Below are 13,568 nucleotides of genomic sequence, written 5' to 3'. Positions count from 1 at the left end.
TCCGGATAAACAGCGCGAATGCGAAGTCACTTGTCAGCCGTTGAGAACAATCGGCCGCGGCTTGCCGGACAAGGCCGCGCGGCCGCCGACAGCGGCGTGCGACAGCCCGGCGCCCCGCTTCGAAGCCTAGACGAGCGGCGTGTCGACGAAGGCCGGCAGCGCTTCCGCCCGCGCGGAATGCGCGGCGAGCGCCGGATAACGGGCCGGATCGATCCGCGCGAGCACCGGATAGTCGGCCGCCATGAACTGCGTGAAGCGCCACGCCACCGCGACGGTCACGTCCGACTGCAGCAATCGCGCACCGCCGAACCAGCCGCGGGTGGCCGCGACCAGTGGTTCCAGCGCGCCGTATGCCCCTTCGAGCTGGCTCAGCACGCGATCGACCCACGGTTCGTGCTGCTTGTCCGACGGGCGCAGCGCCTGCTCGTAGACGACCTGCACGGTTTTCTCGGCCGCGGCCAGCGCGAACCCGATCGGCACCAGCGCGCGCAGCCGGGCCTCGACGGCGTCGGGCAGCAGGCGCCGCTCCGGCGCGGCCAGGTGGTCGAGATAGTCGACGATCAGCGACGAATCGAGCAGCGTCGCGCCGCCGTCGGTCACGAGCGTCGGCGCCTTGACGGCCGGGTTGAGCGTCCTGAACCGCTCGAGATGACGGAACACCGAGATCGACTCGTGTTCGAACGGCAGGTCGAGCAGCTTCGCCGAAATGGCGACGCGGCGCACGAACGGGGAATCCAGCATGCCGATCAGCTTCATCGCGAACGCTCCGCTTCGAGGGAATGGGACTGACGACTGTAGCAGCGGCGCGCGGCAATGCCTAGCGTGCCCGTGCGCTTGATGTGCATCAGCCGGCCGCGCACCGGGCTCCCGCTGCCCGGCCACTGTGACCATAATGGAGATTCACGCTTCTTCCGCCCCAGGGTCCGCCATGTGGTATGCCGTCGTCGAGCAGCAGCGGGAATGGATGCGCGCATGGCGCGCGGCGACGCGCTACGCGTTCGACGCATGGCCCGCGGCGTCGCTGCCGCACGCCGCGTCATCGTGCTACGACGACCTGTTCGAACCGCTGCTCGGGCCGCAGGCCGCGCCGCCGGGCTTCGACCTCGCGTGGCCTGCCGTCAGCGAGCAGATCGTCGCGCACACCCCGTTTTGCGACCTGCGGCGCTTCGCGCACGCCGATGCGCACCGCACGGTGCTGCTGTGCGCGCCGCTCGTCGGGCACGCGGCCGTGATGATGCGCGAAACCGCCGAAACGCTGCTCGCCGATGGCGACGTCTGCGTGACCGACTGGCGCAATGCGCGCGACGTGCCGCTCGCGGCAGGCCGTTTCGGGCTCGACGAATACGTCGCGATGCTCGACGGCTTCGTCAGCACCCTCCAGCACGACGATCGGCCGCTACACGTCGTCGCCGTATGCCAGGCGACCGTACCGGCACTCGGCGCACTCGCGCTGCGCGCCGCGCGCGGCCTTGCGCCGCCCGCGAGTATCACGCTGATCGGCGGTCCGATCGATGCCCGCCTGAACCCGAGCGCGCTCGGCGCCGCGGCCGCCGCCCATTCGCTCGACTGGTGCCGGCGCCACCTGATCGACATCGTGCCGCCCGGCTTCGCGGGGCACGGCCGCCACGTGTTTCCGACCTATCTGCAACAGGGCGAGATCGCGCTCCTGTATCCGCAACGCTTCCTGACGCTGATCGAGACCTACGCGCTGGCGGCTTCCCGCTTCGACATGACCGGGCTTGCCGACGCGCGGCGTGCGCTGCGCGAATACACGGCGCTGCTCGACATGCCGGCCGACTATTTTCTCGACACGGTCGACGTCGTGTTCCAGCGCATGTTGCTCGCGACCGGTGCGTGGCGCGTGCACGGCCGGCGCGTCGACCCGGCGGCGCTGCGCGACGTCGCGCTGCTGACCGTCGAAGGCGCCCGCGACGCGGTTACCGGCGCCGGCCAGACGCATGCGGCGCTCGAGCTGTGCAGCGGCCTGTCGACCGACGAGCGCCATCGCGTCGACATCGACGATTGCGATCACTACGGGTTGTTTACGGGGCCGCGCTGGCACGGCAACGTCCATCCGGCGCTGCAGCGCGTGTTCGCGGCGGCGGAAGCCGGCCGACCGCGCCCGCGCCGGACCACGCGAAACTGATGGCGCGTCAGGGACGGGCCGCGTCGAGCAGCGCGCGCACCTCGTCGTCGCTCGTCTGCTCGAAGCGCGCGTAGAACTGGCTGATCCCGAAGAACCGCAGCGGCTGCGACACCGTGACGAACGCATCGGCCAGCCCGTCGAACGCATGCGCCGCGGCCGCCGGCGCGACCGGCACCGCCGCGACGATGCGCGCCGGGTGGCGCTCGCGCAGCGCCTGCAGCGCAACGCGCATCGATGCGCCGGTCGCGACGCCGTCGTCGACGACGATCGCGATGCGTCCGTCCACCGCCAGCGGCGGCACCGCGCCGCGGTACAGCGCTTCGCGGCGTTGCAGTTCGGCCGTCTCGCGCGCGATCACGTCGGCGAGTTGCGCATCGGATACGTCCATCGCGCGGATCACCGACCGTTGCAGATGCGTCGCGCCGCCCGTCGCGATCGCGCCCATCGCGAGCTCGGGATCGAACGGCACGCCGAGCTTGCGCACGACCAGCACGTCGAGCGGCGCGCGCAGCGCGCATGCGACCGGATACGCGACGGGCACGCCGCCGCGCGGCAACGCGAGCACGACGACATCGCTTCGCCCCGCGTATTCGCGCAACGCATCGGCCAGTTGGCGGCCGGCATCGGCGCGATCGGCAAAACTGCTTTCGGTCACGATCGGCTCCCTGCCGTTGCACCGGACGAGCGAAAGCCGCGTCGGCGCCTGTCAACGAGGATGGTTCATCGGTCGCGCCGATGCAAGCAGGGTCATACCGGCGCACGGGACGCCGCAGGAAAGGGTCAGAGGCCGCCGGCCTGCCGGTACAGCCGCCAGAACGACTGCGCGTAGGACTGCGCGAGTTCGGGCGCGCGCCGGAACACGTTCACCGTGTCGGCCTGCGCGGCCGCGCCGTCGGACAGCGTCGTCAGCGCGACGCTGTCGTCGACGATCAAGAAGCGCGACGCGGGGCCGCCATGCCGCGAATCGATCGCGACGTCGATACCGGCGGATTTGAGATAACCGGCGCCGCTGTACTTCCCCGCGCGCGGCGGGCGCACCAGCACGACGCGTACCTCGATCCCCCGCGCGCGGGCCGCGCGCAGCGCGCTCGCGACAGCCGGCGGCACCTGCGCATAGCCGGCCAGCAGCACGCGGCGCTGGGCCTGTTCGATCAGATCGACGGTCGCGTCGGCCGCCGCGTTGTCATACGAAAAGTACGTCCCGACCGATGCGGCGTCGGACGGAATCTGGCTGGCGTGGACGCTCGTCGCGCAGCAAAGCGCGGCGAGAAAGAAGGCGGCTGGTCTCATGGCGGGCGCCATTGTAGCGGCGCCAATTCGCGTGACAAGGGGCGGCTGCGACGCTGCTGCGCCGGCGCAACACACCGGGCAAAACAAGGGCGCGGCGACCGGGTTTCACGCCGGTTTCACCCCGTCGATCAGCCGGCTGCGACGCGCGCGAGCCAACTCGTCACGCCGTCGACCGAACGGAAATCCGCGAGGCTGCGCGCCGGCAACGCGGGATACGCGCCGCCCGCCATCTCGGCCAGCGCGCGCCCCGGGCCGAGTTCGAGAAACGCGGTGGCGCCGGCCTCCACGCACGCGGCGAGGCAGGCCGCCCACTCGACCGGCTCCGCGATCTGCCGCGCGAGCTTGTCGAGGCCCGTATCGACATCGAGCACCGACGCGCCGTCGATTCCCGAGAACAGCCGCGTGCCGGGCGGCGGCCGGCGCACGCGCGTCGCGGCCAGCGTCGCGCGGAATGCCGGCACGGCGGCGGCCAGCCGGCGCGTGTGCGACGCGATCCGCACGCAGACGGGCGCGACGCGCAGCGCGCCGGCGCGCTGCGCGTCGTCGGCCACGGCATCGACATCGGCATGCCGCCCGGCGACCACGAACGCATCGCCGGGGTTCGCGATCGCAATGGCCGCGTCGCGACCGTCGCACAACTGCGCCAGTTGCACGCGCGTCAGGCCGCGCACGAACACCATCCGCTCGTCGCCGCTGCTCGCGGCATCCATCGCGCGCGCCCGCGCATCGGCCAGGTCGAGCGCGTCGTGCGGCCCGATCATTCCCGCGACGCTCCACGAGCCGACCTCGCCGACGCTGTAGCCGGCGACACAGCGTCGGCGCGGCCACACCGCGTCGAGCAGCGCGGCCGCCGCGAGCGCCTGGACCGTGCAGAGGATCTGCGCGGCGCGGTTGTCCCGCAGCGCATCGGGCCCGGCCTGCCGGACCCACGTGCGCGGATCGTCGCCGAGCAGCCGGCCCGCATGCGCGAACAGTGCATCGGCCTGCGGCGCCGACCCGGTGAGGTCGAACATGTCGGCGCGCTGCGCGCCTTGGCCCGAGCACAGGATGGCCAGCGTCATCGCGCGTCCCGTTCGGCTTCGAGCGCATCGACGAACACGCTCATCGCGAGCAGGTCGGCCGCCCCGCCCGGGCTCAGCCGGCGCGCCACGAACGCACGATGCGCGGCCGTCGCGCGCAGCCGCCAGTCGCGCGCCCGCACGCCGCCGCACGCGACGAACGCACGGGCAGTCGCGCGGGCGAAATCGAGGCCGTCCTGCCCGCCCCGGTGCAGCAGATTCGTGTCGTCGAGCGCGGCGATCAGCGCGAAACACGCAGCGACCCGCGCGGCTTCCGGATCGTCCGGCAGGTCGCGCCGGGCGCGGCGCAGCGCCGGCAATCCGACCGCGTACACGGTCGGAAAGCCGTCGGCCGCCTCACGACGCGCACCGCCGACACCGTAGCGCCGGCTCGCGCGCTCGCCGTGGCTGTCCGGCAAACGCGGGCCGCCGAGGATCTCGACGCCCCACCGGCGCGACACGAACGCGCCAAGCGTCGTCCCGGCCGGCACCGCGCCCGGCATCGCGCGCCGGCCGGCGGCCGCGCACAGCAGCCCGAGCCCGAAGATCGCGCCGCGATGCGTATTGACGCCGCCGGTCGCGGCGAGCATCGCGTGCTCGGCGCGCAGGCCGATCTTCCGCAGCACGGCCATGTCGGCGTCGCGCGCACCCGCGTCGGCGAGTTCCGCGAAGTACGGCCGCAGCACGGCGGCGCTGCGCGCGAACGTCGCGGCATCCATGTCCGTGTGACTGCCGGTGTCGACGTGGCTGACGAGGCCCGGCTTCGGATAGGTGTCGATCTCGAGCACGAGGCTGCGCTCGGCCAGCGCCGCGATGCGTTCGGCATCGGACGGCGCCGCTACGCGGCAGGCAGCCCGTGCGGTCATCGCGGGCCTCCGGTGAAGGCGTCGGCGCGCATCAATTCGACCTCAATCGCGGTCTTCACCGCGACTTCGGGCAACCGCGCGTGCAGTTCGCGCCAGTTGACGCCCGCGCCGTCGGCGCGCAGCAGTTCGCCGTCGATGCGCATCGGTGCGCGCGCGTCGATCGCCGCGAGGCCGTCGAGCAACGGGGCGAGCGATGCGGGATCCGGCAGCCGAAACACGATATCGAGATCGGACGAGGCGCCGAGGTAAGGCTCGCCCGTCAGCGCCTGCCAGGCGAGGCTGCCGAACACGCGACCCTGCACGCCGCAGCGTGCGCCGAGCGCCGCGAGCTCGTGCAGCGGCGCATGCCATGCCGCGGGCGCGGCGGCGAGTACGTCCGTCAAGGTCGGCAGCGGGCCGATCGTCGCGAGCGCGCCGGCGGCCGCGTTCAGCGCGATGCGCCGCTTGCCCGCCGACGGCGGCAACGGCAGGCCGAGCGGCACGCGGCCGGCATCGGCTTCATCCGGCGACGCGCGACGCACGATCAGCGGCCAGCCGCGTTCGGCCCATGCACGCACGAGCGGATCACCGGCGAGCGCGGGGTCGCGGGCGAATGCCGCGCCCCACCCGGCCGCCGTCAGCGTGACGAGCGTGTGGCGGCGCAGCGGCAGCTCAGCGTGCGGCACGCGCGAGTGCCTCGACGCGGGCGGCGACGTCCGTCGCGACCGGCCGGCCGCGCGCCGCGCGCCGGTCGATGCGCTCGGCCGGCTTGCCGAGCCATTCGCCGACCTGCGCGTCGAGCGCGCGGGACGGATCGAGCACGGCGTCGACGGCGCCCATCTTCACGAGGTTGTCGAGCCCCGGCGCGAATACCGGTGTCGAACGCGCCATCTCCTTCAGCACGTCGATCGGCAGCTTGGTCACGCGCGACATCGACGGCAGGTCCATCACCTCCGGCTCGGCGCCCGGCACCGCGAGCAGCGTGCGCGTCGCGAGCGCGGTCGCGATGAACGCGCCGGCGGCCGTGTGGCCGTACAGCACGCCGATCGTCCGGTGCCCGGCGAGATCCGCATGCATCAGGCACTTCGCGAGATGCGACAGCCCTTCGTTCAGGCCGAGCAGTTCGTCGCGCTTGCTCATCCGCTGGCTGTCGCTGTCGACCAGCACGAGGATCGGCGTGTCGCCGCCACGCGCGATCGTGTCGAGCACGCACGACGCGAGCGTCAGCGCCTCGTCGATGCCGAACGGCAGGCGGTCGGCCACGCCGATCACGTCGACGCGCGTGCCGGCCAATGCCGCGTGGCCCGTCAGCAAGCCGCCCTTGCGCGCAATCGAATGGCCGGCGGGAAACAGCGAGTTCAGTACTTCATCGAGCGTCATGCTGGGGCTCCTGCAGTTGATCGGCCAGCTTCGCGAATTCATCGTCGGACATTCCGGGAATCGCTTCCGGCCGATCGGCCCCGAGCGCACGCCACACGTCGAGCGCATCGTTGCAGCCGCCGAACCGTTCGACCCGCGCTTCGAGACGCGCCTGTTCCGCGCGCAGCATCGCCGCATCGAACGTCGGCGCGCGGCCGATCAAGTCGAGCGCGGCCGCGCGAAACGCGTCCGGCGTATCGGCCACGTAGCGATCGGCGCCGCCGATCAAGCGCCGATGCTTGCCGCCCATCGTGCGCCAGATCAGCGCGCGATCCTTCGAGTCGAATTCCTCGACGCCGCGATTGGTCTCGATCACTTCGGGACCCGACACGCTGATGCGCCCCTGCTCCGACACCGCGAGCGCCGAACAGCACGCGGCGAGCAATCCGCCGCCGCCGTAGCAGCCCGCGCGCCCGCCGATCAGCCCGATCACCGGCACGCCGGCGGCCCGCGCGTCGACGAGCGCGCGCATGATCTCGGCGATCGCGAGCTCGCCCGCATTCGCTTCCTGCAACCGCACGCCGCCCGTATCGAACAGGATCAGCACCGGCTTGCCGACTTCGCGCGCGGCGCGCAGCAACCCGGTGAGTTTCGCGCCGTGCACTTCGCCGAACGCGCCGCCCATGAAACGGCCCTCCTGCGCGGCGACGAACACGGGCCGGCCGTCGAGCCGGCCGTGCCCGACCACCATCCCGTCGTCGAACTGCTGCGGCAGCGCGAACAGCGGCAGGTGCGGGCTCGTCACGCGCTCGGCCGGCCCGAGGAACTCCGTGAAACTGCCTGCGTCGAGCAGCCCGTCGATGCGCTGTCGCGCCGACGCTTCGTACCAGCTCGCCGCGTTCGCGACGAACGCCGGTGCGTCGTGGATCACGTCGTTCGTCATGCGTCCCCCTCGATCGCGCGCACGGCCTGCGCGAGCCGCAGCGACACCATGTCGGGCCGCGCGCCGCCGTCGTTGATCGACAGCTTCAGGCCGCCCGGCGTACGCCGTTCGACGAAATCCGATACGACCGCCTGCCAGACCGCGCCGAAACCGACGGCCGCGGTGCGGATGTCGATCTCGCATTCGTTGCCCGGCAGCACGCGCTCGACGAGCACCTCGAGATTGCCGGACGCGACCACGCCGACGAGCGCCGCGGCCTGCTCGCCCTTCGCGCGTTCGCGCGCGGTGAAGCGATAGTTCAACTGTTCCATGCCCTCTTCCTCACCAGTTGCGGAACCGGGCCGGCGGCGCATAGAGCCCGCCCGACCAGTGCACCAGATCCTTGATCGACCGCGCGGCGAGCCAGCGGCGGTCGGCGTCGAGCGGATCGATGCCGAGATCCTCCGGGCGGCGGATCACGCCGCGCTCGCGCAGCCGCTCGACCATCTTCCGGTCGCGGCCGCGGCCGACGCCGGTATAGCCGGCGACGCCGCGGATCGCGTGCTCGCGTTCGTCCTTGTCGCGGCACATCAGCAGGTTCGCGATCCCTTCCTCGGTGACGATGTGCGTGACGTCGTCGCCATAGACCATGATCGGCGCGAGGTCGAGCTGCAGCTTGTCCGCGAGCTTCAGCGCGTCGAGCTTCTCGACGAACATCGGCACGTTCTTGTCGCCGAACGTCTCGCCGATCTGCACGACCAGCTTGCGGCCGCGCCGCAGCGCCGCCGGCGTGTCGGGGTCGGCTTCCGCGCCGGCCTTCAGCCACGGCTCGCTCGGATGGCGCCGGCCGCGCGCGTCGCTGCCCATGTTCGGCGCGCCGCCGAAGCCGGCGATCCGCTCGGCCGTGACCGTCGACGAGTGGCCGGACAGGTCGATCTGCAGCGTCGAGCCGATGAACATGTCGCACGCATAGAGGCCGGCCGTCTGGCAGAACGCGCGGTTCGAGCGCAGCGACCCGTCGGGGCCCGTGAACCACACGTCGGAGCGCGCGCGGATGTAGTCGTCCATCCCGACCTCGGAACCGAAGCAGTGGATCTGCTCGACCCAGCCCGATTCGATCGCGGGAATCAGCGTCGGATGCGGGTTGAGCGCCCAGTGCGTGCAGACCTTGCCCTTCAGCCCGAGCTTTTCGCCGTAGGTCGGCAGCAGCAGCTCGATCGCGGCCGTGTTGAAGCCGATCCCGTGGTTCAGGCGCTTGATCCCGTACGGCTCGTAGATGCCCTTGATCGCGAGCATCGCGGTCAGGATCTGCGTTTCGGTGATCGCGGCCGGATCGCGCGTGAACAGCGGCTCGACGTAGAACGGCCGGCCGGCCTCGACGACGAAATGCACGCGATCGCCGGGGATGTCGACGCGCGGCACCTTGTCGACGATGCGGTCGACCTGCGCGATCACGATGCCGTCCTTGAAGGCGGTGGCCTCGACGACGGTCGGCGTGTCCTCGGTGTTCGGGCCGGTGTACAGGTTGCCGTCGCGATCGGCGCTCACGGCGGCGATCAACGCGACCTGCGGCGTGAGGTCGATGAAGTAGCGGGCGAACAGTTCGAGATAGGTATGCACCGCGCCGAGCGCGATCTTGCCGCCGAACAGCAGCTTCGCGATGCGCTGCGACTGCGGGCCCGAATACGCGAAGTCGAGCCGCTTCGCGATGCCGCGCTCGAACACGTCAAGATGCTCGGGCAGCACGACACCCGACTGCACCATGTGCAGGTCGTGGATCTTCGCGCTGTCGACGTCGGCGAGCGCCGTCGCGAGCAGGTCGGCCTGCTTCTGGTTGTCGCCTTCGAGGCACACGCGGTCGCCGGGCCGCAGCACCGCTTCGAGCAGCGCGACGGTGTCGCGCGCATCGACCCGCTTGCCTTGCGCGTAAGCCGCGCCGGCCGCGAGGCGTGCATCGCGCGCCTGCCGCGCGTGATTCCATCCCGTCATGAACAGTTCTCCGCTTCGAGGGTTCAGCGGCATTCTAAGCCTGGCGCCGCTGTCGATTGATGAAGTTGCAGAATGCGACTCAGAGGACGCCGCGATGGATGGGCGGCCCGCACGCGGACCGCGTCGCATCGCCCTACCCGCCGACCAGCGCGCGCGTCGTGAAGAACAGCAGCGACGGCCCGAGCAGGCAGCCGATGCCGGTATGGAACGTGGCGACCAGCGCGCCGTACGGGACGAGCCGGCGATCCGTCGCGGCAAGGCCCGCGCTCACACCGCTGACGGTGCCGGCCAGCCCGCCGAAGATCATCGCGGAGCGCGGCGTCTTCAGGCCCATGAAGTTGGCCGCGACCGGCGTGCCGACCATCACGATGATCGCCTTCACGAGCCCGGTCGCGATGCTGAGCGCGATCACGTCGGAACTCGCGCCGATCGCCGCGCCGGTGACGGGCCCGACGATGTAGGTGACGGCGCCCGCGCCGATCGTCGTCATGCTGACCGCGTCGGTGTAGCCGAATGCGCGCGCGATGCAGGCGCCGACGATGAACGGCAGCACGGTGCCGAGCAGCAGCGACACGACGCCGACGAGCCCGGCCTTGCGCGCCTCGGTCGGCTGCACTTCGAACGCGGTCGCGACGATCGCGAAATCGCGCAGCATCGCGCCGCCCATCAGGCCGATGCCGGCGAACAGCTTGACGTCGGCCAGCCCCTTCTCGCCGCCGGTGAATGCGCCGCCGACGTAGGCGAGCACGAGACCGATGACGATCGCGATCGCCGAGCCGTGCACGCGGCCGAACGTGAGCTTGCGCGACGCGATCGACGACAGCCACATGATCAGGCCGACCAGCGCGAACGACGCGACGAGCCCGTTGTGGGCGACGGTTTTTTCGAGCATCTGCAGCATGGCGGCCTCCGTTATTGTTCTTCGAATTGCGGCACGCCCGCGAAGGCCGTGTCGTCGCGCCCCGTGCGCGCGAGTACCGCGATGCAGCAGGCGCAGATCGCGACCGCGCCGACGGCGGCCAGCAGCGCGACCGGGCCGCCCTTCAGCGCGGCGACGACGTTCTGGTTCGCGGCCATCGCGACGACGACCGGGATGTACATCGCGCCCCAGAAACCGACGCCGGCCTCGGTCTCCTTCGGCAGCCAGCCGCGCCGGTGCAGCCACAAGCGCAGGCAGATCAGCAGCAGCATCGCGATGCCGACGCCGCCGACGTTGGTCTTCACGCCGATCGCGCTGCCGAGCAGGTCGCCGAGGAACAGTCCGGCCAGGTGGCAGAACGCCAGCAGCGCGGTTCCGTAGATGATCATGAGTCGTCTCCAGTCTCTTCGTGACGGGCGCCTGACGCGTGCGGGAGTCAGGCCCGCACGCCGATCCCGGGCGGACTGTCTGTCTCCTGCGGCGGGGCGCCGCGGCCCGGCGGCTCGTCGTGCGAGCACGTTCTCGGGGTCGATGGGATGATGCGGTTTCGGGCCGGACGCCGGATGGCTTAGACTGACCGAAGCAGCCGGCGGCGCGACACGGGCTACGCGCCCGGCGCCTCGTTCGCGGAGGCCGCACTGGCGCGTGATCCGATACTAGCGCCGCAAAATCCGGCCATTTATGAAGTTGTCGAAACCGATTCAGTGGATTTAGCAATGCGTCCGTTACCGCCCGAGCTGCTGCGCAGTTTCGTCGCCGTCGCCCAGTCCGGCAGCTTCACCGCCGCGTCCGAGCGCGTGAACCTGTCGCAATCGACCGTCAGCCAGCATATCCGCCGCCTCGAGGAGCTGCTCGACCGGCCGCTGTTCGAGCGCGACACGCGCAACGTGCACCTGTCGCAGCACGGCGACGCGCTGTTCCGCTACGCGGTGCGCATCCTCGAACTGATGGACGAGGCCGTCACGTCGGTATGCGGGCCGCCGCTGTCGGGCAAGGTGCGGCTCGCGATGTCGGAGGATTTCGCGTCGGCGCACCTGACGGCCGCGCTCGCGAGCTTCGTGCAGCGCAACCCGGACGTCGAGCTCGCGATCTCGACCGGGCTGTCGGGCGACCTGTTCGACGCGCTCGACGAAGGCCGGCACGATCTCGTGTTCGCGAAACGCATCGCCGGCAGCCGGCGCGGCCGCGTGATCCGCAGCGAACCGCTGTACTGGTGCACCAGCCCCGATTCGCGGATCACCGGCCACGAGGCCGTGCTGCCGCTCGCGATGCATCCGGAGCCGAGCGTGTCGCGCCGCCGTGTGCTCGAATCGCTCGAGGCCGTCGGGCGACCGTACCGGATCGCCGTCGTGAGCAGCAGCATCGCGGTATTGCGGGCGGCCGCGAGCGCGGGGCTCGGCGTCAGCGCGTTCGCCGGCTACGTGATCCCGGCCGGGCTCGCGCGGCTCGAGGCGGGGCTGCCGGAACTCGGCGAACTCGAATACGTGATCGACCGCCCGGCGGCCGCGTCGCGTTCGACGCTCGCGCTCGAAGCCACGCTGATCACCGCGGCGGCCGAGTTGTAGCGGCGCCGCGCGCACCGCACGGGTGCGCCCGCCGCACCTGACAGCTTTGCCCGGAACGCGTCATCGTCCGCGCAGCACCCGCTCGCGACAATGGGCCCCATCGGAACGCACGGTATCGCGCCGCGCGCCACCGGTACCGTCCCCTTGATCGGAGCCCGCCATGAAGAACGTCCTGCGATTCGCCGTCGCGACCGCTGCAGCCGCGCTGCTGTCCCCCGCCTTTGCCCAGACCGATGCGGCGGCCCCCGCACCGGGCCTGACGCGCGCGGAAGTCATCGACCAGCTCAAGCAGGCCTATCTCGACGGCGAACTGCCGACGAACGACGGCAACTACCCGCCGAACGCCGCGACCCGCGCGCGCAACCGCGAACTCGTGCAGGCCACGAACCCCGGCTGGCTGGCGCAGACGCCGCCCGCTCCGCAATCGACGTCGCAGCAATAGCCGGCGCGCCGGATCAGGGCAGGAAGCTGCGGCGCCGCGCGTCGATCAGTTCGACGAGCAACCGGTCGCGCTCCGCCGCCAGTTCCTGCATCGAGCGCTCGCCCTGGATCGCGCGCAGCTCGTCGTTCAGCTTGCGATCGACGTCCGGATCGAACGACGGCGCGCCGAGGTCGTCCCACCAGCTCGTGATCGGCCCTGACAGGTGTTCGAGGAAGTGCGCGATCCCGCCCGCGCCGCCGCCGAGGTGATAGGTCAGGCACTGCCCCATCAGCCCCCAGCGCAGGCCGGGGCCCCACGCGACGGCCTTGTCCGCATCGGCGACGCTCACGACGCCTTCGCCGACGAGGTGATACACCTCGCGGAACAGCGCGGCCGCGAGCCGGTTCGCGACGTGGCCCGTCATTTCCTTGTTGAGGACGATGGTCTGCTTGCCGAGCGCATCGTAGAACTGCTTCACGCGCGCGATCACGTCCTGGCCGGTCGCATCGCCGCCGACCAGCTCGACGAGCGGGATCAGATGCGGGGGATTGAACGGATGCGCGATCAGGCAGCGTTCCGGATGCTTCGCGCACGCGGTCTGGATGTCGGACATCTTCAGGCCCGACGAGCTCGACGCGATCGGCACGTGCGCGGGCAGCACGTCGTCCATCTGGCGATAGAGCGCACGCTTCAGGTCGAGTCGCTCGGGGCCGTTCTCCTGCACGAAGTCGACGCCGTCGAGCGCCCGCAGGAGATCGGCGTCGAACGACAGCCGCGCGGCAAGTTCGGCGGCCCGCTCGCCGAGGAACGCGGCCAGCGCGTCGCGCAGCCGCGCGTCGGCTTGCGGCGCCGGGTCGGTCACGACGACGTCGAAACCCTGCGTCAGGTAGAAAGCGGTCCAGCTCGCGCCGATCACGCCGGCGCCGACGATCGCGATACGTCGAATGTCCATGGTTGTCCCGTGTCGTTGGTCTGCAGATATGCCGCAGCGATTGTCGCATCGAATCCCGCTCACCTGCGTCGACGCCGATTGCGGATGCCCTCTTGAAATGCG

The 13,568-nt window shown here is 71.2% G+C and carries 16 protein-coding genes; 3 read left to right on the top strand and 13 right to left on the bottom strand.

Annotated features, from left to right (window positions below; all coding sequences use genetic code 11):
- Positions 1–126: 126 nt before the first annotated feature.
- Complete coding sequence (locus tag KU887_RS06750) at positions 127–756, bottom strand: glutathione S-transferase family protein (protein ID WP_006491322.1); 630 nt, start codon at positions 754–756, stop codon at positions 127–129.
- Between the two features lie 172 nt (positions 757–928).
- On the opposite strand from KU887_RS06750, the gene KU887_RS06745 reads away from it, so the two are divergent.
- Positions 929–2,146: an esterase gene (locus tag KU887_RS06745; RefSeq protein WP_048989191.1), complete on the top strand. Its 1,218-nt coding sequence runs from the start codon at positions 929–931 to the stop codon at positions 2,144–2,146.
- A 7-nt stretch (positions 2,147–2,153) separates the two neighbouring features.
- Here KU887_RS06745 and KU887_RS06740 read toward each other — a convergent pair whose 3' ends face one another.
- From KU887_RS06740 to madL, 11 genes are all read right to left on the bottom strand, one after another.
- Complete coding sequence (locus KU887_RS06740) at positions 2,154–2,801, bottom strand: phosphoribosyltransferase (protein ID WP_058901313.1); 648 nt, start codon at positions 2,799–2,801, stop codon at positions 2,154–2,156.
- Between the two features lie 125 nt (positions 2,802–2,926).
- Positions 2,927–3,448 (bottom strand): phospholipase D-like domain-containing protein, encoded by a 522-nt coding sequence (locus KU887_RS06735; protein ID WP_034178402.1) that lies wholly within the window; start codon positions 3,446–3,448, stop codon positions 2,927–2,929.
- A gap of 116 nt (positions 3,449–3,564) precedes the next feature.
- Positions 3,565–4,497, bottom strand: a complete 933-nt coding sequence (mdcH, locus tag KU887_RS06730) for a malonate decarboxylase subunit epsilon (RefSeq protein ID WP_258255315.1) — start codon at positions 4,495–4,497, stop codon at positions 3,565–3,567.
- A complete protein-coding gene (gene mdcB, locus KU887_RS06725; RefSeq protein WP_258255314.1) occupies positions 4,494–5,360 on the bottom strand; it encodes a triphosphoribosyl-dephospho-CoA synthase MdcB in 867 nt (288 codons plus the stop codon). The genes mdcH and mdcB overlap by 4 nt, the downstream gene beginning before the upstream one ends.
- Positions 5,357–6,025 (bottom strand): malonate decarboxylase holo-[acyl-carrier-protein] synthase, encoded by a 669-nt coding sequence (mdcG, locus tag KU887_RS06720; protein WP_077189625.1) that lies wholly within the window; start codon positions 6,023–6,025, stop codon positions 5,357–5,359. Before mdcG ends, mdcB begins: the two co-directional genes overlap by 4 nt.
- Positions 6,012–6,719 (bottom strand): biotin-independent malonate decarboxylase subunit gamma, encoded by a 708-nt coding sequence (mdcE, locus tag KU887_RS06715; RefSeq protein WP_006497630.1) that lies wholly within the window; start codon positions 6,717–6,719, stop codon positions 6,012–6,014. Before mdcE ends, mdcG begins: the two co-directional genes overlap by 14 nt.
- Complete coding sequence (locus KU887_RS06710; RefSeq protein ID WP_006497631.1) at positions 6,706–7,641, bottom strand: biotin-independent malonate decarboxylase subunit beta; 936 nt, start codon at positions 7,639–7,641, stop codon at positions 6,706–6,708. Before KU887_RS06710 ends, mdcE begins: the two co-directional genes overlap by 14 nt.
- Complete coding sequence (mdcC, locus tag KU887_RS06705) at positions 7,638–7,952, bottom strand: malonate decarboxylase acyl carrier protein (protein WP_006485317.1); 315 nt, start codon at positions 7,950–7,952, stop codon at positions 7,638–7,640. Before mdcC ends, KU887_RS06710 begins: the two co-directional genes overlap by 4 nt.
- Positions 7,953–7,962: 10 nt before the next feature.
- On the bottom strand, positions 7,963–9,609 hold the full coding sequence (gene mdcA, locus KU887_RS06700; protein WP_258255312.1) for a malonate decarboxylase subunit alpha: 1,647 nt from the start codon (positions 9,607–9,609) through the stop codon (positions 7,963–7,965).
- Positions 9,610–9,742: 133 nt separating this feature from the next.
- Positions 9,743–10,510 (bottom strand): malonate transporter subunit MadM, encoded by a 768-nt coding sequence (gene madM, locus KU887_RS06695; protein ID WP_048989198.1) that lies wholly within the window; start codon positions 10,508–10,510, stop codon positions 9,743–9,745.
- A gap of 11 nt (positions 10,511–10,521) precedes the next feature.
- Positions 10,522–10,917 (bottom strand): malonate transporter subunit MadL, encoded by a 396-nt coding sequence (madL, locus tag KU887_RS06690; RefSeq protein ID WP_006485307.1) that lies wholly within the window; start codon positions 10,915–10,917, stop codon positions 10,522–10,524.
- Positions 10,918–11,244: 327 nt separating this feature from the next.
- Here madL and KU887_RS06685 point away from each other — a divergent pair, with 327 nt between their 5' ends.
- Positions 11,245–12,093 carry a LysR substrate-binding domain-containing protein gene (locus KU887_RS06685; protein ID WP_258255310.1) on the top strand — a complete coding sequence of 283 codons (849 nt, stop codon included), beginning with the start codon at positions 11,245–11,247 and terminating at the stop codon, positions 12,091–12,093.
- 160 nt (positions 12,094–12,253) lie between these two features.
- Positions 12,254–12,535: a DUF4148 domain-containing protein gene (locus KU887_RS06680; protein ID WP_006485314.1), complete on the top strand. Its 282-nt coding sequence runs from the start codon at positions 12,254–12,256 to the stop codon at positions 12,533–12,535.
- A 13-nt stretch (positions 12,536–12,548) separates the two neighbouring features.
- On the opposite strand, the gene KU887_RS06675 is transcribed toward KU887_RS06680, so the two are convergent.
- Positions 12,549–13,466 carry a 3-hydroxyacyl-CoA dehydrogenase NAD-binding domain-containing protein gene (locus tag KU887_RS06675; protein WP_006497634.1) on the bottom strand — a complete coding sequence of 306 codons (918 nt, stop codon included), beginning with the start codon at positions 13,464–13,466 and terminating at the stop codon, positions 12,549–12,551.
- Positions 13,467–13,568 lie beyond the last annotated feature (102 nt).

This window comes from Burkholderia sp. EMB26 (genome assembly GCF_024730645.1).
GTDB lineage: Bacteria > Pseudomonadota > Gammaproteobacteria > Burkholderiales > Burkholderiaceae > Burkholderia > Burkholderia cenocepacia.
Note: the sequence above shows the minus strand (reverse complement) of the source record. Positions and strands in the feature narration are given on the sequence as shown.